Source organism: Rhizobium sp. B21/90, from assembly GCF_019355815.1.
GTDB lineage: Bacteria > Pseudomonadota > Alphaproteobacteria > Rhizobiales > Rhizobiaceae > Rhizobium > Rhizobium rhododendri.
This window is the reverse complement of record NZ_CP072162.1, coordinates 33,973-57,323: the sequence shown is the minus strand read 5'-3', so window position 1 is coordinate 57,323 and position 23,351 is coordinate 33,973. Positions and strand designations below refer to the sequence as shown.

Annotated in this window: 21 protein-coding genes; 11 read left to right on the top strand and 10 right to left on the bottom strand. The window is 60.9% G+C overall.

All coding sequences use genetic code 11. From position 1 onward, the window contains the following. Positions 1–75 precede the first annotated feature (75 nt). The 4 genes from J5278_RS00260 (at position 76) to J5278_RS00245 (ending at position 5,437) form a co-directional block, all read left to right on the top strand. Complete coding sequence (locus tag J5278_RS00260) at positions 76–984, top strand: LysR substrate-binding domain-containing protein (RefSeq protein WP_142830167.1); 909 nt, start codon at positions 76–78, stop codon at positions 982–984. 90 nt (positions 985–1,074) lie between these two features. Next, on the top strand, positions 1,075–2,544 hold the full coding sequence (locus J5278_RS00255; protein WP_247748942.1) for an aldehyde dehydrogenase family protein: 1,470 nt from the start codon (positions 1,075–1,077) through the stop codon (positions 2,542–2,544). 40 nt (positions 2,545–2,584) lie between these two features. Continuing rightward, positions 2,585–3,802 (top strand): mandelate racemase/muconate lactonizing enzyme family protein, encoded by a 1,218-nt coding sequence (locus J5278_RS00250; RefSeq protein WP_142830171.1) that lies wholly within the window; start codon positions 2,585–2,587, stop codon positions 3,800–3,802. A gap of 18 nt (positions 3,803–3,820) precedes the next feature. Next, entirely contained in the window at positions 3,821–5,437 is a 1,617-nt protein-coding gene (locus J5278_RS00245) for a GMC family oxidoreductase (protein ID WP_209182417.1), read from the top strand. On the opposite strand, the gene J5278_RS00240 is transcribed toward J5278_RS00245, so the two are convergent. From J5278_RS00240 to J5278_RS00215, 6 genes are all read right to left on the bottom strand, one after another. Then, on the bottom strand, positions 5,434–6,663 hold the full coding sequence (locus tag J5278_RS00240; RefSeq protein WP_374108246.1) for an adenylate/guanylate cyclase domain-containing protein: 1,230 nt from the start codon (positions 6,661–6,663) through the stop codon (positions 5,434–5,436). The genes J5278_RS00245 and J5278_RS00240 overlap by 4 nt on opposite strands. A gap of 117 nt (positions 6,664–6,780) precedes the next feature. Beyond that, positions 6,781–8,151, bottom strand: a complete 1,371-nt coding sequence (locus J5278_RS00235) for an amidase (RefSeq protein ID WP_142830176.1) — start codon at positions 8,149–8,151, stop codon at positions 6,781–6,783. Positions 8,152–8,219: 68 nt separating this feature from the next. Further along, on the bottom strand, positions 8,220–9,023 hold the full coding sequence (locus J5278_RS00230; protein WP_143123042.1) for an SHOCT domain-containing protein: 804 nt from the start codon (positions 9,021–9,023) through the stop codon (positions 8,220–8,222). A 13-nt stretch (positions 9,024–9,036) separates the two neighbouring features. Further along, on the bottom strand, positions 9,037–10,092 hold the full coding sequence (locus J5278_RS00225; protein ID WP_209182419.1) for an LLM class flavin-dependent oxidoreductase: 1,056 nt from the start codon (positions 10,090–10,092) through the stop codon (positions 9,037–9,039). 155 nt (positions 10,093–10,247) lie between these two features. Next, positions 10,248–10,811 (bottom strand): DapH/DapD/GlmU-related protein, encoded by a 564-nt coding sequence (locus J5278_RS00220; RefSeq protein ID WP_142830180.1) that lies wholly within the window; start codon positions 10,809–10,811, stop codon positions 10,248–10,250. A gap of 150 nt (positions 10,812–10,961) precedes the next feature. Further along, entirely contained in the window at positions 10,962–11,927 is a 966-nt protein-coding gene (locus J5278_RS00215) for a fatty acid desaturase (RefSeq protein ID WP_224128625.1), read from the bottom strand. A 211-nt stretch (positions 11,928–12,138) separates the two neighbouring features. Between J5278_RS00215 and J5278_RS00210 the strand changes: the two genes are divergently transcribed. From J5278_RS00210 to J5278_RS00180, 7 genes are all read left to right on the top strand, one after another. Further along, entirely contained in the window at positions 12,139–12,972 is an 834-nt protein-coding gene (locus J5278_RS00210) for a helix-turn-helix domain-containing protein (protein WP_142830184.1), read from the top strand. A 123-nt stretch (positions 12,973–13,095) separates the two neighbouring features. Further along, positions 13,096–14,196, top strand: coding sequence for an ROK family protein (locus tag J5278_RS00205; protein ID WP_219258295.1), 1,101 nt, complete (start codon positions 13,096–13,098; stop codon positions 14,194–14,196). Between the two features lie 73 nt (positions 14,197–14,269). Continuing rightward, a complete protein-coding gene (locus J5278_RS00200) occupies positions 14,270–15,229 on the top strand; it encodes a cation diffusion facilitator family transporter (protein ID WP_209182421.1) in 960 nt (319 codons plus the stop codon). 318 nt (positions 15,230–15,547) lie between these two features. Continuing rightward, the gene (rpsU, locus tag J5278_RS00195) at positions 15,548–15,817 is read left to right on the top strand and encodes a 30S ribosomal protein S21 (protein WP_142830190.1); all 270 of its coding nucleotides are present in this window, start codon (positions 15,548–15,550) and stop codon (positions 15,815–15,817) included. A gap of 336 nt (positions 15,818–16,153) precedes the next feature. After that, entirely contained in the window at positions 16,154–16,294 is a 141-nt protein-coding gene (locus J5278_RS00190) for a hypothetical protein (protein ID WP_162854774.1), read from the top strand. Between the two features lie 276 nt (positions 16,295–16,570). Further along, positions 16,571–17,182, top strand: a complete 612-nt coding sequence (locus tag J5278_RS00185; RefSeq protein WP_209182422.1) for an NAD(P)H-dependent oxidoreductase — start codon at positions 16,571–16,573, stop codon at positions 17,180–17,182. Then, on the top strand, positions 17,179–19,098 hold the full coding sequence (locus J5278_RS00180) for a monovalent cation:proton antiporter-2 (CPA2) family protein (RefSeq protein ID WP_143123041.1): 1,920 nt from the start codon (positions 17,179–17,181) through the stop codon (positions 19,096–19,098). Before J5278_RS00185 ends, J5278_RS00180 begins: the two co-directional genes overlap by 4 nt. Positions 19,099–19,109: 11 nt before the next feature. Here the strand turns inward: J5278_RS00180 and J5278_RS00175 are convergent, their stop codons facing one another. From J5278_RS00175 to J5278_RS00160, 4 genes are all read right to left on the bottom strand, one after another. Then, entirely contained in the window at positions 19,110–19,763 is a 654-nt protein-coding gene (locus J5278_RS00175) for a methionine ABC transporter permease (protein ID WP_142830196.1), read from the bottom strand. Beyond that, positions 19,744–20,823: a methionine ABC transporter ATP-binding protein gene (locus J5278_RS00170; RefSeq protein WP_209182423.1), complete on the bottom strand. Its 1,080-nt coding sequence runs from the start codon at positions 20,821–20,823 to the stop codon at positions 19,744–19,746. The genes J5278_RS00175 and J5278_RS00170 overlap by 20 nt, the downstream gene beginning before the upstream one ends. Positions 20,824–20,905: 82 nt before the next feature. Next, positions 20,906–21,754, bottom strand: coding sequence for a MetQ/NlpA family lipoprotein (locus J5278_RS00165; RefSeq protein ID WP_219258294.1), 849 nt, complete (start codon positions 21,752–21,754; stop codon positions 20,906–20,908). Between the two features lie 193 nt (positions 21,755–21,947). Next, positions 21,948–23,306 carry an FAD/NAD(P)-binding protein gene (locus tag J5278_RS00160; RefSeq protein ID WP_209182425.1) on the bottom strand — a complete coding sequence of 453 codons (1,359 nt, stop codon included), beginning with the start codon at positions 23,304–23,306 and terminating at the stop codon, positions 21,948–21,950. Positions 23,307–23,351 lie beyond the last annotated feature (45 nt).

Genomic DNA, 23,351 nt, shown 5'->3' with positions numbered 1-23,351 from the left:
TCAGGCGATCTCAACTTTTTTGGCTGGCATAAAGTGCTATGGAGGATTGATCGCGGATTGGATGGGAACGAGCGCATGCGCAAACTGCCGGCATTGTCCGCCATGAAGGTGTTCGAGGTCGTAGGCCAGACGCGCAGTTTCACCAAAGCGGCCGCAAGGCTCAATCTCACCCAGAGCGCCGTCAGCCGCCAGGTGCGAAACCTGGAGGACCAACTCGGCGAACCGCTCCTCATCCGGCGTCATCATGACCTGGAACTGACGCCGGCGGGCGTTGCGCTGTTTTCCACCCTGCAGCATGCCTTTCACAGCGTCGAACTGGCCGTGCGCGGCATCGTCGACAAGAGCGCCGGCAATCGTCTGCGCATCAATGTGCCACCGACCTTTGCCAAGCGTTGGCTGATGCCGCGGATGGGACGGTTGCGCGTGGCACTTCCGGACGTCGGGATCAGCATCGGCACGGAACTGCGCGACAGCCTTGCCGAGCGCAGTCTGCTCGACTGCGCGATCCGCTTCGGCGATGGCGAGTGGCCGATGCTGAATGCCCATCTCCTGATGACCGAACGCCATATCGCCGTCTGCGCACCGACATTGCTGAACGGGCGGCGCGACACGTCCCCCATGGACTTCTCCGGCCTCACCTTTCTGCACGTCCTCGCCTCCCCAGACCGGCGCTATATGACCTGGCAGCACTGGCTGGATGCCGCAGGCCTTGCGGATATCGACACGAGCGGCGGCCTCGAATTCGATTTGCTGGATCTGGTGATCGAAGCCGCCTGCAACGGCCTCGGCGTCGCCGTGGTTGATCGCTTCATGGTCGGCGAATATCTCGCAGACGGCAGGCTCGTGCAATTGTCCGATGTCGAGATCGAGGGCCATGAATCCTACTGGCTTGTCGAGAGGGCAGGCGTCGCCGGAGGCAACCATCTCAAGGCCTTCAGGCAGTGGCTGTTCGACGAACTCTCGCTGACTGGCGCCAGGGTCTGACTGTTGCCGTTGGAAGCATTCCATTTTGGAATGCTTTGCCCGACAATAACACGCTTGCGCGCGTCCTAACCTGCCGGTCGAATGGCGAGGATGGCGTCGACCTCCGACGCTTTGTCGCGATATCGGGGACTGAAGATGCAGCACTACCGCAATTTCATCGGGGGCCAATTTTGCGAGCCGGCGACGGCCTCGCGGATCGAGGTCCGCAATCCTGCCGATGGCGCCGTTTTTGCAGCTGTAGCCGAAGCCGACGAAGAGACTGTCGTCGATGCCGTTGCACAGGCAGCGGTAGCACAGAAGCTGTGGCGGGTCTTGCCGGCGATCCAGCGCGGCGACGCCCTGCGCCGTCTGGCCGATGCGATCGAGAAACACGCAAGGCAGATCGGCGAAGCCCTGGCACGCGAATCCGGCAAAAGTCTTGCCGATGCGACCGGCGAGGCGATCTACGGTGCCGAGCTTATGCGCTACCACGCCGAGTGGGCGCGCCGCGTCGAAGGCGAGATCATCGAAAGCGATACGCCCAACGAGACCCTGCTGCTGAAGCGCGAGCCGATCGGTGTCGTCGCCTGCCTTATCCCGTTCAATTTTCCGATCTACACGCTGGTGCGCAAGATAGCGCCCGCGCTGATCACCGGAAACGCCGTGGTTGTTCGCCCCAGCAACACCACGCCGACCTCCGCCTTTGCGTTTGCCGACGCGATACTTGACGCCGACCTGCCGCCCGGCCTGGTCAACATCATGGCCATGAGCCATGATGTCTGCCGGACGCTCTGCACCCAGCCTGCCGTCGGCATGATCACACTGACCGGCAGCGTCGCTGCTGGCCAGGCGGTGCTCGATTTCTGCAAGACCAATATCGCCAAACCGTCTCTGGAGCTCGGTGGCAAGACACCTGTCATCGTCGAACCTGATGCCGATCTCGACGCTGTGGCAGCTGCGATCATCGCCGCCAAGACCGCCCATTGCGGCCAGATCTGCACTGCGGCCGAGCGGCTCTATATCCATGCGTCGGTGTACGACGCACTTCTTGAAAAGCTGCGCGTGGGTTTTGCGGCCCGCAGCTTCGGCAATCGCGCCGTCGATGCCGGCTCAATCGGGCCGCTGGCGACAGCCGCCGCCCGTGAAAAACTACATGCAATGGTCGAACGGGCGCAGGTCGAGGGCGCGACGCTGGAGACGGGTGGCGTGCTGCCGGAAGGCCCGGGCTTCTTTTATCCTGCGACACTGCTGTCTGGATGCACCCAGCAAATGGAAATCGTCCGCGACGAGGTTTTCGGCCCGGTTCTGGCGGTGCTCAGATATGAGACCTTCGAACAAGCGCTTGCGTTGGCCAGCGATCACCAGTTCGGTCTTTCATCGGTATTGTTCACCGAGAACTACCGCAAGGTGATGCAGGCGGCAGGCGAGATCGAAGCCGGCGAACTTTATATCAATCGGTTCCCGGCCGATCCCTATCAGGGCTACCACGCCGGCTGGAAGAAATCCGGCCTTGGCGGCGACGACGGCAAGCACGGCATGCTCGAATTCACCCAGACCCGCCTCGTCATCCTGAAGCACTGACGCCGCGCCATCCCGGCGCTGGATCGTTGAGGAAACCGCCATGAAGATCGCCTCGCTCAAGACCCATATCGTTGCCGTACCGCCGCCCCATGTCGGCGGCATGTACTGGATTTTCGTCCGGCTCGAGACGGCGTGCGGCATCGAGGGCGTCGGCGAGATCTACGCGACGTCCTTCCACCCCTCGGCCATGGTTCCGCTGATCGACGACGTCTTCCAGCGCTATCTGCTGGATCACGATCCCCACCGTATCGAGCGTTTCTGGCGGGCGGCCTATTCCAGCGGTTTCACCCAGCGGCCGGACCCGACGATGATGGGCATCGTCTCAGGCCTCGAAATCGCCTGCTGGGATATCATCGGCAAGGCGGCGGGTCGCCCGGTGTCCGATCTACTGGGCGGCACGGTCAACGAGAAGCTGCGGGCCTATACCTATCTCTATCCGAAGAACGCCGCCGGCGAGTTCGATTTCAACGACCCCGATCTTGCTGCCGAATGCGCCGTGGACATGGTCGACCAGGGCTTCACGGCTGTCAAATTCGATCCGGCCGGCCCCTACACCAACTATTCGGGCCATCAGTTGTCCATGGGCGTCATGGCTCGTTGCGAGACTTTTTGCGCAAGGATCCGGGAAGCCGTCGGCGACAGCGCCGACATCCTGTTCGGAACCCATGGCCAGATGGTGCCATCCTCCGCCATCCGCCTTGCCCGGCGGCTGGAGAAATACGATCCGCTATGGTTCGAGGAGCCGGTGCCGCCCGGCCAGGAGGCCGCGATGGCGGAAGTGGCCCGTGCCACGTCGATCCCGATTTCGACCGGCGAGCGCTTGACCACGAAGTATGAGTTTCAGCGCGTCCTGCAGCTGGGTGCGGCCTCTATCCTGCAGATGAACGTGGCACGCGTCGGCGGATTGTTGGAAGCCAAGAAGATCGCCGGCATGGCAGAGGCCTATTACGCACAGATCGCTCCGCATCTCTACAACGGTCCCGTTGGTGCTGCCGCCAGTATCCAGCTATCGGCGGCCACCCCGAATTTCCTCATTCACGAGGCGATCATGGATTTCGGCGGCTTCCACGCCGAGGTGCTGAAGACCAAGCTGCAGTTCGATGACGGCTATCTCATTCCGTCGCGCGAGCCCGGCCTTGGCATCGAGCTCGATCTCGACGTGATCGAGCGTCATTCGCCCTACACTGGCGACCGTCTGCATTTGCAGATGGCTGCCGAACCCGCCGATATCAAAGCCTTTGCCCCCGCCCGTGGCTGATCACGATAGAGACAAACCATGATCTACGACTTCGTCATCGTCGGCGCGGGTTCGGCCGGCTGCATCCTGGCTAGCCGCCTCAGCGAAAACGGAAAGTATAGCGTGCTGCTCATCGAGGCAGGCGGCAAGGATGATTCCTTCTGGTTCAAGATCCCCGTCGGTTACGCCAAGAGCTTCTACAATCCCGATGTCAACTGGATGTATTCGACGGAACCGGAGCCCGAACTGAATGGACGCCGGATCTATGTCCCGCGCGGCAAGGTGCAAGGGGGCTCCGGCTCGATCAACGCCATGATCTTCGTGCGTGGCGCTGCAGCCGATTTCGACGACTGGCAGGCGGCAGGCAATCCCGGCTGGGGCGCAAGTGACGTGCTCCCCTATTTCCGCAAGCTGGAAACCCACGCACAGGGGGCGTCCCGGTGGCATGGAGGCGAAGGACCGATCCACGTCACGCCGATGCGCGGAATGACCCACGGGATCAGCGATGCCTTTCTCAAAGCCTGCGGCGAAGTGAATTTGCCCGCCAACCCGGATTTCAACGGCGCTTCGATCGAAGGCGCCGGTGTCTACGACATCAACACCCGCAACGGCCAGCGTTCCCACTCCAGCGCTGAATATCTGCGTCCCGCCCTGAGACGACCGAACCTGACGATCGAGCGCCATGCCTTTGCACAGCGGCTGCTCTTCGATGCCGATGGAAAGGTCGAGGGCGTCGAAGTGGTGCAGAACGGTCGGTCTCGACGTTTCATGGCCCGCCGGGAGGTGATCCTTGCGGCCGGCGCCATCGATAGCCCGAAGCTCTTGCAGATGTCGGGCGTTGGCGACGCCGCTTCCTTGACGCAACTCGGAATTCAGATGCGGCATCATCTGCCGGGGGTCGGAGCAAACCTGCAGGACCATCTCTGCGCCAGCTTCTACTATCGCGCCAACCGCCCGACGCTGAACGGCGTCTTCGGCAGTAAATTCGGCCAGGCGGCACTCGGTCTGCGCTATGTTCTGACGCGCAAAGGCCCCTTCGCCATGAGCGTCAATCAGGCGGGCGGTTTCTTTCGTGGCAGTCCGCACGAGGAGAAGCCCAACATTCAGCTCTATTTCAATCCGCTTTCTTATCGGATTCCTGCCAATTCCAAGTCTGGGCTCATGCCGGAGCCCTATCCGGGCTTCCTGATTGCCTTCAACGCCTGCCGCCCCACCAGCCGGGGGAAGGTGCAGATCGCCTCTAACGATCCCTCGAGGGCGCCTCTGATCCAGCCGAACTACCTGTCGACGGAGCGCGACGTCGCCGAAGTCCTGCAGGGCAGCCGCCTTGTGCGTCGCATAGCCTCGGCGCCGTCCTTTTCCGAGATCACCGAAACGGAAATCTCGCCGTCGGCAGCTGTCGATAGCGATGCGGATCTGCTCGCCTATTTCCGCGCCAATAGCGGCTCTATCTATCACCCCTGTGGCACCTGCGCGATGGGGCCGGATAGCGATAGATCGGTGGTCGATGCGCGTCTGCGGGTGCACGGCCTCAGGGGCCTGCGGGTTGTCGATGCCTCGATTTTCCCGACGATCACCGCCGGCAATATCAACGCGCCGACGATGATGGTGGCAGAAAAGGGAGCCGCCATGATTCTTGAGGATATCCGAGGCTAGACGCAGGCCGTCGAGAAGGCGAACACGTCGATGGGATCGCCCAGACCGCGCAGCGGATAGGAGCCGAGGTTCTCCAGCACGCCAGAGCAGCTAGCCATCTCCACGAAGGCGCGCGACAACAGGACAGGGCGTTTGATTTCCTTGGTCAGGCTTTCCAACCGCGAGGCGACGTTGACGGCTGGCCCGATCACGGTGAAATCGAGACGCCGTTTGGAGCCGATATTGCCATACATGACATCGCCGACATGGACCCCGATGCCGTAGCCAAGGGCTTCATAGCCGCGTGCCATATTGTGGACGTTGAGCGCCGTCATGGCGGATTGCGCTTCCGCAATAGCCCGCATGAGGTTGCGGCAGGCGTCGGCGTTGCTCAGCGGAAAGATTGCCAGCAGCCCGTCACCCATGAATTTGAGAATTTCGCCCCCAAACTTCTCGATGGGCTCGGACATGGCGTCGAAATAGCCATTGAGTAGCTCGATCACATCGTCGCGCGGCCAGATATCGGAGAGTTTGGTGAAATCCCTGAGATCGCAGATCATGATCGCCGCACCGACGGTGACGCCGCTGCCCCGCGTGGTGGCACCCGCCAGGATTTGCTCGCTGGCATGCGGACCGACATAGGTCTCGAGCAGCGTCCGCGCCAGGCGATTTTTCAACCGGATTTCGCTTACAAGCGCCAGCACCGGTATAAGACCTTTGAGCACGGCGATGTCGGCGTCGCTGAAGCCGCCGGGCTTTTTGGTCGCAAAGCTTGTGACGTGACGTTTTCCGTGCGTGTGGTCGATCGGCCAGGCCACGTACTCTGTGTATCCCTCCAGCTTCAGATCGTCGTAGATCGGATGCCAGACGCCCTTACCATCCTTGCCCTCCAGCAGCTGGCGCGCCTGGTCGGCACCTTCACTGATGGCATACATCGGGCTACCGAGATATTGCGTAGTCAATTCGACGCCATAGTCGAAAGTCCGGATTTCCGCTTCGGTCATGCCGGTCTCCCAGAGGATGCGGGCGCCCAGCCATTGCGGATTGCGGGTGCTGAAATGCAGGGTCGCGCGGGCCACCGGCACACCCTCCGCCACCAGCCGATCGCACATCTCGACAAAGATATTATCGATGTAGGGCTGCGTCCGGGTCTCCATAATCAGCCATTCGAGTATTTTCCCATGCGCGAGCGAAAGGTGGCCGGCCGGCGGCTTCGAATCGAGACCAGCGTTTTGCGGCGATGACATGGCGGCACTCCATTGGGTCATTGGCTTGCATGCCCACATGGAGCAAAGCCGCATCGATTTACTGTCCAGTGTGGACTTTGCACATGCAATTGAAAAGCCGGCTGAACGAAAGCGGCCCTATCCTTCTTCGCGCACAAGGGCTTCCGCTGCAAGACCGACGCCTAACAGGTGATCGTCTGTGCGCGGCATGCCCGAGAGAAGCAGCCCCACGGGCATGCCGGCATCGCCCGTCCCGCAGGGAATGGAAATGCCGCAGCCATCCAGAAAATTGCCGATCAGCGTATTGCGCAACGTCTTGCCGTTCGTCTGGAAAAACAGATCGTCGTCATTGAGAACAGATGCGATGGGTGGCGCAACATGCGGAAGCGTCGGGAAAACGAGGATATCCTTCGGTCCGACCAGAGCCGCCATTGCGGCAATCAGCCTCTCGCGGGCACTGAGCAGGTCGATATAGCCGGTCATGCTGATATTGGCACCGAGACGGGCGCGCGCAACGACGCGGCGGTCCATACGGTCGGTGTCGGCTCCCGCTAGGCGGTGACGGTGCAGTGCGAAGGCCTCCGCGGTGACTAACGGGCCATGCTGCTGCTGCAGATCGAAAATCTCCGAAAAGATCGGGAAAGCCTGGCGCCTGACGACGGCGCCCGCCTTGACCAGCCGCGCCAGTGCGGCCTCGAACGCCGCCAGAACTCCATCCTCAATGCCGTCGAAGACGACTGTTTCCGGAACGATCAACACCAGCCCGTCGATCGACCCGCGCGTGATTACAGGTGCTGTCAGACCGCGCATCGCTGCATCGATCCAGACTGCGTCCTGGACTGTGCGGCAGAGAGGGCCGAGCGAATCCAGGCTCGTTGCCAGGGGAAAGACGCCCTTCATCGAATATCGCCCGCGTGTCGCCTTGTAGCCGACGATGCCGTTGAAAGCGGCCGGAATGCGGATGGAGCCGCCAGTGTCGGTGCCTATCGCAACGGGCACGAGCCCTGCTGCTACCGCCACTGCGGAACCGGATGACGAACCTCCGGGCAGGCGCGGAACGTCTCTCGATGCCGGGTTGTAAGGAGTGCCGTAATGCGGATTGATGCCGAGGCCGGAAAAGGCAAACTCGCTCATGTTGACGCGGCCGACACTGACTATCCCGGCTGCGGCAAGTGCCGTGACGACATCGGCGTCATTAGTCTCGGGGGAAGCATCTTTCAACACGACTGAGCCAGCAGTGGTTGCAAGGCCTTCGACGGCAAACAGATCCTTCCAGGCAATAGGTACGCCGTCGAGCAGGCCGAGCGAGCGACCTTCGCGGATGCGACGCGAGGCGGCGGCGGCCTCTGCCTTGGCCCGGGCCTCGCTCAGGCTGACAAAGATCGCCTGGTCCGGGTAGGTTCGGATCGCATCGAACGTCTGCTCGACGAGTGTCTGCGGGTCAAGCACACCGGCTTGCAGCAGCGCAGACAACTGGGACACGGATTTTCCGGCAGTGGCATCGCTCATGATCTATCCTCGAGGCTGGGCTTGCCGATTGGGGCAGCAAATTGTCAGCTGTCAAACTAGAGGGGTTTTCACAGGCGGTCGAGCAGTTCGCGTTTCTTGGCGTGGAATTCCTCGTCACCCAGAATGCCTTTGGCATGAAGCGCTGCCAGGCGCTCGATCTTGGTGAATATGTCGTGCTCCGGAGAAACCGAAAGCGCATCGGTGGATTGCTGCGGGGCCGGACCAGTTGACGGTGCAGGTTCAGAAGCCGATTTCGAGACGCCTGCTTCAATCTCTCCGCCCGCGTGAACTTCCTGTAGCTCCTTGACGCTCACCGGCCCGTGTTGGGAGGTAAATGAGAGGGACTGGTCGTAGCCCTGCTGCTGGGAAAAGCCGGTAATCCGGTGATCGCCGGTGTCGTAGATCGTCACCTGACCGTCCTTGCGGATCGCAAGCCGGTTGGTTGCGGGAAATATTGCGTAACGCATATCGTTCTGCGACCCGGTCGAGCCGGCGGCGCCGAGCCCGTGCGGCCACCAATGCCCGCCGCCCGTAGATGACTGATTGCCCGCGTGGTCCGGGTGGGTCTGGCCCTGTTGCGAAACATGCGCGACGTCGGGTTGTTGAAGCCTGCCGTCACGGCTGAGTTCGGCAAGGTCGCGGCAGACATCGGCCACCTGGGCCTTGAGGCGGTTGTTGAACATGTCGCCGATCATCGTCATGCCGCCCGTAGACCATTGCCCCATGCCGCCGAGTTCCGGATGGTTGAACTGTGCCTGATACCCTCCGCCAGACACGACCGCAGCCAACAGATGTTCGGCTGCGCCTCGGCTGATGCCATGGCGCCCGGCGATGTCGGCCAGGGCGCGGTTTCCCTCTTCGGTCAGCTTCATCAAGACGCGCCTCCTAGAGCGATGCTGCGGAGGCGTATCTCTGCTCGCGAAAGGCGCTGCCGCTGCCAGCGAGCGGCTCGGCAGCCAGACCCTTTCCGGCTTCGGCAATTATCTCGTAGGAGCGCAGGCGTGCCTTATGGTCGAAGATATCAGAGACGATCATCAGTTCATCCGCACCGGTCTCGGCCACCAGCTTCTGTAGGCCCGCGCGGACAGTTTCGGGAGAGCCGACGATCGACCGGCCCAGCATCTGCATAGCCTGCGCCTTCTCCCTCGGCGACCAGTAAGTCTCGATATCGTCGATCGGCGGTTGGCTGAGGCCACGCGTTCCGCGAAACATGTTTGTGAACGACATCTGTTGCGTTGTTGCCAGACGCTTTGCCTCGGCATCCGTCTCGGCGCCGATGATGTTCACGCCCACCATGGCGTGCGGCGTTGCAAGCTGTTCCGATGGCTTGAAGCGGGTGCGATAGATCTGCAGGGCCTGCATCAGCATGTCAGGCGCAAAATGCGAGGCGAAGGCATAGGGAAGGCCGAATTCTGCAGCGAGCATCGCGCCGAAATTGCTTGAGCCGAGAATCCACAGCGGGACGTTGGTGCCCGCCGCCGGTACTGCCTGTATCCGCTGGTTATCACCGGCGGGCGCAAGAAAGGCCTGCAGCTCGAGCACATCCTGTGGGAAGTTTTCGGACGCCTCGTTGGTGCGTCGCAGGGCGCGCAGTGTCATCTGGTCTGTGCCGGGTGCGCGCCCGAGGCCGAGGTCGATGCGGCCTGGAAACAGCCGGGCGAGCGTGCCGAATTGTTCGGCGATGACGTAGGGCGAGTGGTTGGGAAGCATGATGCCCCCGGCGCCGACCCGGATGGTCTTGCTGCCAGCAGCGATGTGGCCAATTACGACGGACGTGGCTGCACTGGCGATACCGATCATGTTGTGGTGCTCGGCAACCCAGAAGCGCTCATAGCCCCACGTCTCGGCATGCGCTGCGAGATCGCGCGCGTTGTCGAGAGCGCCGCGGGCATCTGTGTCCTCGGTGACGCGGACAAGATCGAGAATGGACAAGGCGGTCATGGCGCTGCTCCTGGTTTGAGACGCAATCCGGCGATCGTTGGCCGATCGCAAGGCAGGCTTGCTATATCACATATGGAGGCGACACCGGGTCGAGACAAGGCGCCGGATGCAGGCATTGGCCGCGCATCGTAAAATCTAGACGGCGGAGTTCTGGTTTACTTGCGGCTGATGAGAGAGACGTTTTGTGCCAGTCGTTCGCCGCCCCGCATCTTCAATAGCCTGGCCGGAACGCCGCCGTAGACGCCAAATGGCAATGTCTTGCCCTTGACCACTGCATTGGCGCCGATCACGCAACCCTTGGCGATATGGGCCCCGGCGAGAATCTTGGCACCCGCGCCGATCCATACGTCGTCTTCGATGATGACGGCCTTGTTGGTATTGCCTTGCGTCCTGATCGGGCGCGTCGGATCGTCGAAATTGTGCTCGAAAGACGTAATCAGCACCTGCGCGGCAATTCTCACATCATGGCCGATATGCACCCCACCGTGGCCAAGAACGATTGTATAGTCGTTAAAGGAGACATTGTTGCCGATCTCGATGCTGCCGTGCTGGGCATCGAGGATCACTCCGTCCCTGATGGCACTATGGGTGCCGACTGAAACCGCACCGTGTTTCCAGATGATTTTCGCAGTCCATGGCAACCGAATGTCAGCCGCCAGAAAAAGCGAACCGCGCGAGAACAGCGCCTTGAGCCTGTAGAAGAATGCCAAATTGCGCATGCGAAACCCTTTGAAACTTCCCGACAGGATTGCACTAGGGCAAGATTGTGTCGGCCTTTCGGCTCGGGGGTTTCCGAAGGTTGACCACGGAGCGTGCGGTGCAGATGGTGATCGGGTTGGCGATGCGCAAGTCTGCTGCTGGCGGGTCCGCTACCGGATCGAGAGGCTGGGATCGGCCGCAGTTACGCTTGGCCAAGTGGCAAGCGAACGTCGCTGTTCGGCTGATCCAAGCGAGGAAGACCCGTCCGGCGTGTTAACGAGGTGTGCTGTGGGATGCAGCACAGGCTCCTTGCGCCTGAGGCCGAAGGCTTTCAGCACCTCGAGATAGCTGGAATATACATAGCCGTCGTTCATCTGCCGCCATTCCTCGCGCCGTTCACGGTAGAGGCGCGGCAATCTATACCATGCCGCCGTTGGTTGCTTGTGGTGCACCAGATGGAGGTTGTTGTTGAGGAACAGTAGCCCGAGAACGGATTTTTCGATGATCACGGTCCGGCCGTCCGGATGTTCCGACCACTGGTGCTCGCAATAGGAGCGGATGGCGAGGATCGACAGCGAGGCATAGGCCAGCAGCCCATAGAGCCAAAGCGGCATGCCGAACAGGAAATGAACAATCGTCAGAACCGGTACCAGGCCTGCCAGGTGCAGCACCCAGGCGAGACGCTGCGCCCTGCTGCCTGCCGAGAGGAGTTTGATTTCTGTCAGAGCGAAGCCGATAACCCCGATCGCGGGTCCGATCAGCACCCGGCCAAGCAGCGCGTTGTTGGCGTGGAGCATGCTCTTCAACCAGGCGGGAAATCTTTTCCACTCAGTCAGCCCCCGATAATAGCTCTCCGGATCGTCGTAGGGATCCGTCAGTCGCTCGTCTGCGTGGTGTCGCAGGTGCAGGTTCTTGTAGCGCCTGAAGGGATAGAACAGCGCGATCGGAAGGAAAACCAGGGCCTCGTTTATTAGCGCATTGCGCGTCGGGTGACCGTGAAGAGCTTCGTGCTGCAGTGACGAATGAAATGTCGCCATGACGGGAATCGCGAGGACCCCTATCCACGGCAGTGACTGGTACATCATGCCGGCAGCAAACCATATGAGGTAGCAACCTGCAATCATTCCGAGTGTCACCCACTCGATCCTAAGTCGCCGGTTTCGCCGCTTTGAACGCTCACCAGTTCTCAATTTTATGATCATGCCCTTGATCTCGCTGCGATTCGTTGCCCCCGTATCAGCTTCCGCGCAAGTTGCATTTTGTGCAACGCGATAATGGTGACGATGCGTTGACATTGCGCACGGAATTGCCATGATGGTGATAATTGTCACCAAACGGAACGATATGATGGATAAACGCAAGCTGGCAGTCCTGTTTCAGCAGCGTCTCCGCTTGCTTTTCGACCGCTCCCAGGAGAGCCAATCGGCGTTCGCGGATAATGTCGGCATCGACCGGTCGGCATTATCGCAATTGCTGTCGGGGAAAACCGCCCGGCTTCCAAGGGTGGAAACCCTGCTGAGCATCGCCGAGCGCCATCAGGTTTCGCTGGACTGGCTGCTCGGCATTTCGCAGGACGAGGGCCTGATGGGCGCGCTTCTGCCAAGCCTCGAAATTGAGACCAGCGACGACGAAGGGGCGGGGCTCCTGATCAAATGGCATGCCGAGGCCACCGGCTCTAAAATCCGCTATGTGCCGGCTCGCATTCCCGATCTCCTGCGGACACCCGAAGTTATTGCCTATGAGGCGTCGGAGGCGCACCAGAGCGCCGCGACGCAGGTGGCGGGAACGGCGTTCCGGCTGGATTACAATCGCGAGCCCGGCACCGACATGGAGTCCTGCATGCCGCTGCAGACGCTGGAGGCTTTTGCCGCTGGGCAAGGCATCTGGCAGGGGCTTCCGAAGGCTGCGCGTCAGGGGCAATTGCTGCATATGGCAGACCTTATCGACGATCTTTATCCATCATTCCGGCTGTTTCTTTTCGACGGTCGGGCCCGCTTTTCGGTGCCCTACACCGTCTTCGGCTCCCTGCGGGCAGCGGTATTCGTCGGGCGGATGTATCTCGTCCTGCACAATGTCGATTCGGTCCGCATGATGCAGCGGCATTTCGACGATCTCGTCCGCGATACCAGGATCCATGCGCATGAAGTAGCCGCCTATATCCGCTTGCTCACGGTGGTATGAGCAAGTGCTTCCCGGTGCGGTAGTGGACAGGAACATCCGCGTCTCTCTTGCGTTGTCCTCGCTCTGGTCAGACGGGTCTCTCCGGTTGTATGGAGCCGATGTCTGACTTCGGATTGGAGCCCTATGGAAAAGAAGCAGAACGACGCAAGCCGCAACAACGCAACCCTGATCACCCACGGGTCGGCGAGCCTGCCCTCGGTGACGATCGACGGCTATAATCTAGAGTTGCGCGACAAGAACGGCTTTATCGGCGACCGGGCTAGCAAGTCCGCTTTCCAGGCAAAGCTCAACGAGTGGCGCCAGCGCATCCGCAACGGTGGGGATGACCCGCTCGGCGATGTCGCAACGAAAGACATGTCGAAGAAGCAGATCGACGCATTGCTGACTGGAGACAACAAGGAAGCAGCTGCGCTGGTCATGGGCGCCGTCGAGGACTTTGCTGGCGAACTCGGCCATGTGCTCGGGAAGTTCTTGAAACAAGATAGCTGGAAGGGTACCGAGCGGATCGTCGTCGGTGGCGGCCTCAAGGAGAGCGGCTTCGGCGAACTGGCGATTGCCCGCGCCATGGTGCTGCTGAAAAGTGAGGGTTTCAAGGTCGAGCTCACCCCGATCGCCCACCACCCTGACGAAGCCGGTCTGATAGGCGCTGCGCACCTGATGCCGGGATGGATGCTCGAAGGCTATGATGCGATCCTCGCGGTCGATATCGGCGGCACCAACATCCGGGCCGGCATCGTGGAAATGCGTCTCAAGGAGCATGCGGATTTATCCAGGGCCAGTGTCTGGAAGTTCGACCTCTGGCGGCACGCCGACGAGGCACCGAAGCGCAGTGCCACGGTTGAGAGGTTGGCCCGCATGCTGGAAAGTCTCATCAGGAAGGCTGAAAAGGCCAACCTTACACTGGCGCCCGTGATTGGCATTGCGTGCCCAGGGGTTATAGAAAGTGACGGCTCCATTGCGCGTGGCGGGCAGAACCTCCCCGGCGGCAACTGGGAGAGCGAGAAATTCAATCTGGGCGAGGCCCTGACCAAGGCTATCCCGCAGATCGGCAGCCACGATACTCTGGTGGTTATCCACAACGACGCCGTCGTGCAGGGTCTTTCGCAAACGCCTTTCATGCAGGATACAAAAAAATGGGGTGTGGTGACCATCGGCACTGGGCTCGGAAATGCGCGCTTTACCAACAAGGCGCCGAAGGAAAATTCTGACAAAAGCAAGACTTGACGTTAGACAGAAGGTCAGAGAACTATCAGACTGCGGCGCCATTCTTTGGACATTGGCTTAGAGAGACATATCAATGGCGCATGATCATCATGACCACGACCACTCCCATGGTCACGCGCACGACAGCCATTCGCATGCCTCAGGCCTCGGCCACAGTCATGCGCCGGCAAACTTCGGCAAGGCATTTGCGATAGGCGTCGGCTTGAATATCGCCTTCGTGCTGGTCGAAGTAATCTACGGTATCGCCAGCAATTCTGTGTCGTTGCTGGCCGATGCCGGGCACAATCTTTCCGATGCGCTCGGGCTCTGCGTCGCCTGGGCGGCGGTTATTCTTGCCAAGCGCAATCCCACCCAGCGTTTCACATTCGGGCTCGGCGGCAGCTCCATCCTTGCCGCGCTTTTCAACGCAGTCTTCCTGCTTGTCGTGGTCGGCGGTCTCAGCTGGGAGGCGATCGGCCGTATATTCGAGCCGCAGCCTGTCGCCGGAAAGACGGTGATGATCGTCGCAGCCTGCGGAATTGCGATTAACGGCTTCTGCGCCTGGTTGTTCTCCTCCGGCGGCGGCGATCTCAATGTCCGCGGCGCCTTCATGCATATGGCAGCGGATGCCCTGGTTTCGCTCGGCGTGGTGATCGGCGGACTGCTGATCCTTCTGACCGGCTGGCACTGGATAGATCCCGTCATGAGCGTGGCGATTAATATCGTCATTATCGTCGGCACTTGGAGCCTGCTTACCGGCTCGATCACCATGACATTGAATGCCGTTCCTGCTGGCATCGACATGGTCGAGGTCCGCGCGTTCTTGAGCAAGCTGCCCGGCGTGGCTTCCGTACACGACCTGCATGTCTGGTCGCTGAGCACGACCGATACGGCGCTCACCTGCCATCTCGTCACGCCTGCCGGCCATCCCGGCGACGAGGTGCTGGAGGAGGCGGCCAAGGGCCTGCAGCGTCGCTTCGGTATTGGCCACGCGACTTTCCAGCCCGAACTTGACCGTTGTTCCCTTGAAAATACGCCGCACCAACACATCTAAAGGCGCCTGACGGTTATCATGTGGGTCCCATCGAGTGGCCCCGGCTGGCGCAATGACGCAAAAATTCGCCTCAGCTGCTTTTTTCTATGGCGAAAACGCCATGATATGATAGGACGCCGTTGGCAAAGCGATCGCGTCAGTATATGACGCGTCGTCGCCGACCTTTATTGAAAGGGCCGGCCGAGAATTACGACAGCGCAGCGGCCTTGCGAAATAGGGAATATTTCCTTTCGCATGCCGATCTGCTGCCGAATGCGAATAAACAAGCGCAGGTCACGCGCCAGCAGCGACCGCGAATGTCAACAAAAGGATAGAAGTTTGCAAGTTCTAGTTAGAGACAACAACGTCGATCAGGCTCTCCGCGTCCTCAAGAAGAGAATGCAGCGCGAAGGTCTCTTCCGCGAAATCAAGGCACGCATGGCTTACGAAAAGCCATCGGAAAAGCGCGCTCGCGAAAAGGCTGAAGGTATTGCACGTCACCGCAAGCTTGCCCGCAAGAAGCTGCAGCGCGAAGGCCTGATCCCAGGTCCTAAGAAGGCTGTATACACACGCGGCGGCGAAGCCGGCGCTGGCGCCAACAAGGCTTAATTGCCTGACGATTGGATCTCGGCCCGACTGAACGGTTTGCACCTCTGTGCAGCTATGCGTCGGGCACGAACCCAGTCGTTGACGTCCTTCTTCCTTTTGCCAATAGAATTGAGACGCTTGTCGTGCGCGCGACAAGCGTTTTTCTGCGTTTCGCTTGCCTTCGCCTTTACGAGATAGTAGGTCTTTTCCGTGGAGGAGGCGCCTCGGACAAGTCGTATTTGCTGTCGAGAAATCACCGTCGGCCTTGGCTGCGTGGGTGATCGCAGTGTCAGAGGTTTTCGACCCGCCAGACTATCCTTCCGATAGGTCACCCAGGCACAACAGACGGAGATGACGATGGCTAAAGGTCAGATGAAGAGCAATCGCGAAACGCGCAAGCCAAAGAAGGACAAGGCGGATGTCAAGTCGGCCACACCTGTCGGCTCGCAGGTCAAGCAGGCGGAAAGCAGCCTGAAGCTCGGCAAGAAAGACAAGTAACTCCGACAACACGACGTCAAGGCAAAGCGTCGGCCTGCGATCCTCGAGATAGGCAGGCCGCAGCGACGCTGATAAACACACAATATTCTGCCGGACTTCACAGCTCCCCCACACTGATCCTGTATTGTCGCAAGATAATCTGGAACACCGGCTATCAGCACTGGAAAATCTTCGGTTCATGGCCCAAAGTCAGCGTCGCGAAGACTGGTTCCAGGCATCTCCCTGGCTTACTGGCAGGGCAACGCTCCCTTTGTCGCACTTGCCCACCGAGGTTCCATGGCCCGCGTGCTCGTTCTGTTTGCTCATCCCGGCCAGCGCCATTCGAAGATCAACGTCGCAATGGCGAAGACCGCGCGGTCCATCGAAGGCATCACCTTCGTTGATCTCTATGCCGAATACCCGACCTTCAATATCGATATAGACCTGGAACAGGCGCGGCTGCTGGAGCATGATGTCCTGGTGCTGCAGTTCCCGATCTACTGGTATTCGACGCCGTCTCTTCTGAAGGAATGGCAGGATCTGGTGCTGGAATACGGTTTTGCCTATGGGCACGACGGAGATCGACTGAAGGGCAAGCGCTTCCTGGTGGCCGCAACGGCCGGCGGGGATGAACAGGCCTATCATCCGCAGGGAAGCAATCATTTCGGCTTCCGTACTCTCCTGTCTCCACTCGAGCAGACAGCCAACCTTTGCCAGATGGAGTTCGTCGCACCATTCGTGCTGTTTTCGGCGGGTAAAGGTGCCTCCGACGGGCGAGGGGTGCAGCATGTCGCGGATTACCGCGCCCTGCTGGAATCGCTACGCGATGATCGGTTCGACTACGAGGCGGCGCGCCATGTCGATGTGCTGCACCACGATACTCTTCCCATTCAAGGTGGCGCACGATGAGCGGATTTGTCTTCCAGGCGTTCGTCTATCTCCTCGCCGCCGTCGTCTCGGTGCTGGTCGCCAAGCGTCTCGGCCTTGGTTCGGTGCTGGGTTACCTCATCGCCGGCGTGCTGATCGGGCCGGTCTTTCATCTGATCGGCAACGAGACGAAGGATCTGCAGCATTTTGCGGAGTTCGGCGTCGTCATGATGCTGTTCCTCGTCGGGCTCGAGCTGCAGCCGCGCGCGCTTTGGGAAATGCGGGCAAAGCTGGTCGGCCTCGGCGGTCTTCAGGTGGTGGGTACTGCGGCGATCGTTACGGCGATCGGCATGGCGTTCGGGCAGGTCTGGAGTGTGGCACTCACTGTGGGCTTCATTTTCTCCCTGTCGTCGACCGCAATCGTATTGCAGACCCTTGGAGAAAAAGGCCTTCTGAAATCCGACGGTGGCCAGGCAAGCTTTTCCGTCCTGCTGTTCCAGGATATCGCCGTAATCCCCATGCTGGCATTCATTCCGCTGTTGGCGCTGCCTGAACTCAGTCATCATGCGCAGGATGTCGCTGCAGCCTCCGGCGGCCACGAAAGCGTCAGTCTCCTCGACGGCCTGCCGGCATGGCAGGTGGCGATCATTACCCTTGCCGCCGTTGCCTTCGTGGTCGTCGCCGGGCATTACCTGTCGCGGCCCATCTTCAGGATCATCGCTGCCGCCAGGCTGCGCGAGATTTTCACGGCGGCAGCCTTGCTGCTGGTCATCGCCATCGCCCTGCTAATGTCTGTCGTCGGCCTGTCGCCGGCGCTCGGCACTTTTCTTGCCGGCGTGGTGCTGGCCAACAGCGAATTCCGCCACGAGCTGGAGAGCGACATCGAGCCCTTCAAGGGCCTGCTGCTCGGCCTCTTCTTCATCACCGTCGGTGCCAGTATCGATTTTGCGTTGCTATGGGCTCATCTTGGCGTCGTCCTGGGCCTGACGGTGGCGCTGATGGCAGTCAAGGTCGGCGTGCTCTATGGCCTGGCGCAGTCCTTCAAGCTGCGCGGCTCCGACAAATGGCTGTTCGCGCTCGGCCTGGCGCAGGCGGGCGAGTTCGGCTTCGTGCTCTTGTCCTTCACCGTGCAGAATGCCGTTCTTCCACCGGATATCGCTGCCGTTCTGCTGTTGGTGGTCGCGCTGTCCATGATGCTGACGCCGGCGTTGTTCATCATGCTCGATAAGGTCATCCTGCCGCGCTACAATCGGCAGCAGGCGGAAGAGGCCGACGAGATCACCGAGCCTGGCTCGGTTATCATTGCCGGCGTCGGGCGTTTTGGCCAGATCATCAATCGGCTGCTGCTGGCCAATGGCTACAAGACCGTAGTTCTCGACCATCGGGCCGATGTCGTCGAAGGCGTGCGCAAGTTCGGTGTGCGGTCGTTTTTCGGAGATGCCGGGCGTCCGGATCTGCTGCACGCTGCAGGTCTGTCGAGCGCCAAGCTGCTGATCGTCGCGATCGACGATGTCGAGCGGACAATAGAGATCGTCAAGCATGCGCGCCGGGAAAATCCGCAGTTGCACATCATTGCCCGCGCCTTTGACCGCGGACACGTCTACCGTCTCTACCAGGCCGGTGCGAACGACATTGTGCGGGAAATGTTCGACAGTTCGGTGCGGGCCGGCGGTTACGCGCTATCGGCGCTCGGCATGCACGCCTACGAAGTCGAGAAGAGCAAGGCCGTCTTCGTCAAGCAGGACCGATGGGGCCTTCGCCAGCTGGCGCCCCTGTGGCGAGAGGATATCGAGGTCTTCAACAACCCCGAATACATCGCCCGGTCAAAGGAGATCGGCGAAATCCTCGATGCCGCCATGCTGGGCGACCGTAGCGCCCTGCACGACAGGACGGAGCGCGGCTGGATGCCGCCCGGCGCGCGTGAGCGGCCGGACGAAGAAGACGCGCCCGCCGCCTAGACGCGTCAATCTCAGCGGTGGTCGAGCTTGGCGACCAGACGGTCCCCGAACCACTGCATGGCGCAGACGATGACAATCAGTACGGCAACCACGGCAACCATCACACTGGTTTCGAACCGCTGGTAGCCGTAGCGGATGGCAAGGTCTCCAAGCCCGCCAGCGCCAATCGCACCGGCCATGGCCGACGCACCAATCAGCGTAACCAGCGTCACCGTGAAGCCAGCAACCAGCCCCGGCATCGCTTCCGGCACCAGCACTTCGCGCACGATTGTCCAGCGGTTTCCGCCCATCGCACGCACGGCGTCGATCAGGCCGTGATCGACCTCGCGTAGCGAAACTTCTGCAATGCGCGCGTAATACGGGATAGCCGCGATGGCGAGCGGCACGATGGCAGCCGTTGTTCCGAGTGCCGTCCCGACAATCAGCCGTGTCAGAGGTATCAGTGCCACCAGCAGGATAATGAAAGGCACAGACCGGAAGCCGTTGATGATGGCGCCGAGAATGCTGTTGATCCAGCGGTGTTCGGCAATGCCGCCTTGCCCCGTCGTCACCAGCGCCAGCCCGAGCGGCAGGCCGACGATGAGGGAAATCAGCCCCGAGGCGACAGTCATGACGATCGTCTCCCAGATGGAGCGGCCGAGCAGTTCAAGCATGATCGGTGTCATAGCCAAGCACCTCCACCCGCGCGGAGCGGGTTTTTAAAAACTGTTGTACGTCGCCGGCAAGCGCCGGATTTCGGGTCGGCACGGCAATGAAGAACCGCGCCACCGGCTGGTTCTGGATATGGTCTATCCCGCCATGCACCAGCCGGTAGGAATTCGGCAGTGCCGTCGACAGGTCGTTGAAGACGGCTCCCTGCGCTGCGGGTCCGGCAACATCGACGCTGATGATCGCTTCCGTTCCCGATGTCGGAGAAAGGCGCTGCAGGATATGATCCGGCAACTGCGGGCGAATGCCTTCGAGCAGGCTCTGGGTGATCGGCTGCTGTGGATCCGAGAAGACAGACCAGACGCGGCCCTCCTCGACGATCCGGCCGGCATCGATGACGGCCACGCGGTCGGCAACCGAGCGGACAACCTCCATCTCGTGAGTGACCAGCAGGATTGTCAGGCCGAGCTTCTGATTGATGTCCTTGAGCAGCGCCAGGATGGCCCGGGTGGTTTCCGGATCGAGCGCCGAGGTGGCCTCGTCGGAGAGAAGCAGTGCCGGCCGCGCCGCCAGCGCCCGGGCGATCCCGACCCTCTGCTTCTGTCCGCCAGAGAGCTCCGACGGATATGCCTTTGCCTTGTCCGCCAGGCCGACGAGATCCAGAAGTTCGCCGGCGCGCTTCAGGCGCTCGGTCTTCCCTATGCCTTCGATCTTCAGCGGCAGCGCGACGTTTTCCGCGACGGTCTTTGCCGAAAGCAGGTTGAAATGCTGGAAGATCATGCCGATCCGCCGGCGCATCGGCTGCAGATCCTGCTCCGCCAGTCCGGTGATGTCGCGGCCTTCGATCTCGATCCGTCCACTGTCGGCTCGCTCCAGTCCGTTCAGGCAGCGGATCAGCGTCGACTTGCCGGCGCCGCTGCGACCGATGATGCCGAGGATCTCGCCGCGATGGACGGTGAGCGAAATGCCGTCCAGCGCCGGCGTGGTGCCGAAGCGACGGGCGACATCTGTCAGCCGGACAACCTCCTCTGTGGTTGCTAGCGACTGCGCCTCGGCTGCGGTCGGAATATCGTTCATTGTCTTTTCCTTCATGCCTTCACGTCAAGGCGGCCCGGAATGACCCGGGCCGCCTTGGTCGATAGCTGTTGTCGCGCAGATATCAATAGGCGCTGATGCCGGTGCCCTTGTAGACTTTGTCGAACTCGGCCTTGACGTCAGGGTTCTGGTAGGAGTCGACTAGCGTCTTCACCCATTCCTGGTTCTCGTTGCCCTGCTTGACGGCGATGAAATTGCGGTAGGGATTGTCGGAGACAGGCTCCTGGGTAATGCGGTCATCGGCCGACAGGCCGCTCTTTAGCGCCCAGTCGGTATTGACGACAGCGGCATCGAGATCGTCGATCGAGCGGCCGACGATGCCGGCGTCGAGTTCTTTGATCTCGATTTTCTTGGGGTTCTCGGAAACGTCGGCGACGGTGGCCAGAATCCCGGTGCCGTCCTTGAGCTTGATCAGGCCGGCGGTCCGCAGCACGCGCAGGGCGCGGCCCTCGTTCGACGGATCGTTCGGCACGCCGATCACGGCGCCATTCGGGATCTCGCCGACGGACTTGTATTTCTTGGTGTAGAGACCGATCGGCCAGACGCCGGTGTAGCCGACGCGGACGATGTGGTAGCCATGCGTCTTGATCTGGTTGTCGAGATAGGGCTGGTGCTGGAAGGCATTGGCATCGATCTCGCCGCGCTCAAGCGCCTCGTTCGGCTGGGTGTAGTCGTTGAAGGCTACGGTCTCGATCTTCAGGCCCTTCTTAGCTGCCTCGGCGGTCACAACACGCCAGACGTCCTCGTCCTCGCCACTCATGATGCCGACCTTGATCGACTTGTCGGCGGCCATGCTCGACTGCGGCAAGGCCGCAAAGCCAATGATGGCTGCCGCCGACGCAATCATCACGGCAAGGCCTGCGCGACGCGACAGGCTGGAGGTCAAAAGACTGAATTTGAATGTCTTGGTCATTGTTTCGTCCCGTCAAAATCGCGGGGCTTTCCGCCCCTTCACGCCGAGACAATCGCAAATGGGAGATCCCTATGCCAAGCACGATCATCTGTTGTTGGCGCAAGGACAGGAAAACCTGTGTTGTCGTGGAGCGATCGACGCCGCATTTATTTCAGCGCCACCACCACCACCGCCGTTGGCGCGCCGATGAAGACTACCCTTCAACACCGGCGATGGACCTTGCCACGTCCAGCGCCTGCATGCGGATATCGGGCACCGCCGTAATCTCCCAGAACTGTCCTGCTGTCAGCGCGCCTATTGCAAACAGTCCGTCCTGTTGACGACCGCCCGCATCGAGCACCCGCGAATGCCGGTCGACGACGATCCCCAGCCCCAGTTCATCGGCTGCGATCATGCCTTTCTCCAACATTTCGCGGAGCAGCGGCGAATGGGCAACGCCGGCCCGCTCCATGCCCGTGCAGTTGACGACCCAGTCTGCGCGCAAGCAGGCCTCTTCCTGGCGGCCGCGTGGCCGGTAGTGAATGTCCAGTCCGACCTCCGACTGGCGGATCGCCTGCAGAAACCCTGCATGCGCTGTCACCGTCCCGTCTTTCACCAATCCATCGAACTCGCTGAACACGGCGGGCGCGATGCGGTGGCGGTGAATATTCCACCAGGCAAGTGCGTGGCGTAGAAACCGCGCCCGCTGGTCTTTGTCCAGCCTCTGCCAAAGCGACTGGGTCTGCGAGCGCAGGCCGTCCATCACGTCGCGCCAGTCCGTTCCACCGCGCACTTGCCGTCGCAGCGCGTGCAGGACGGCACTCATCGCCATCGTGTCTGTCGGGAGGTCCGGTTTCGCCGGAGAATGATGCCCGGCGCGGTGCGAATGCGGCAGCAACCCGCGCCGCGAAAGCAGATGGATCGGCCCACGATGCCCATGCGCCCGGAGCGCAAGCACCTGGTCGATCATGGTGAGGCCCGAGCCGAGAATGCAGATCTCGTCCGAAGGCGCGACCTTCGAAAGCCAGCCCAGCCGCCATGGGTTGCGCACGATCCTGGGTTTTGCAGCAGCATCGAGGCTGCCCGATCCAAGCGGCAGCTCTGCATTTCCGACGCCGAGACAGAGGACGACGTTGCGTGCGGTCATTTCCGTCTGGTTGTCGAGATGGAAGATCACGCCTGAGGTCGCACACTCGACGCAGGCCCTCGCTTTCGCCTTGATGAAATCGACACCCGCACGGTTTGGTCTGTCGCGCAACAATGCAGCCAGCCGATCGCGCAGATAACGCCCGTAATCCCCCCGCGAGGCGAAGTCGTGGGTATCGACCAGCCGGTTCTCGGCGCGTAGCCACGCCACGAAATCGTCCGGTTCGTCCGGGAACACGCTCATGCGACCCGCCGGCACATTCAGGCGGTGTAGATAGAATTCCGTTCTGTAAGCAGTCCCACGCCCGAACCCCGGATCGTCTCCTACCACGGCGATACGTGCCGATGATGGCAGCAGCCTGAGCAGATTGATCGTAACGGCTATAGCCGAAAACCCCGAGCCAACGACAGCGACATCATACGCCATATAGGCCCTCACTTGTGTTCATACGGATACCAGCTGCTATCGCAA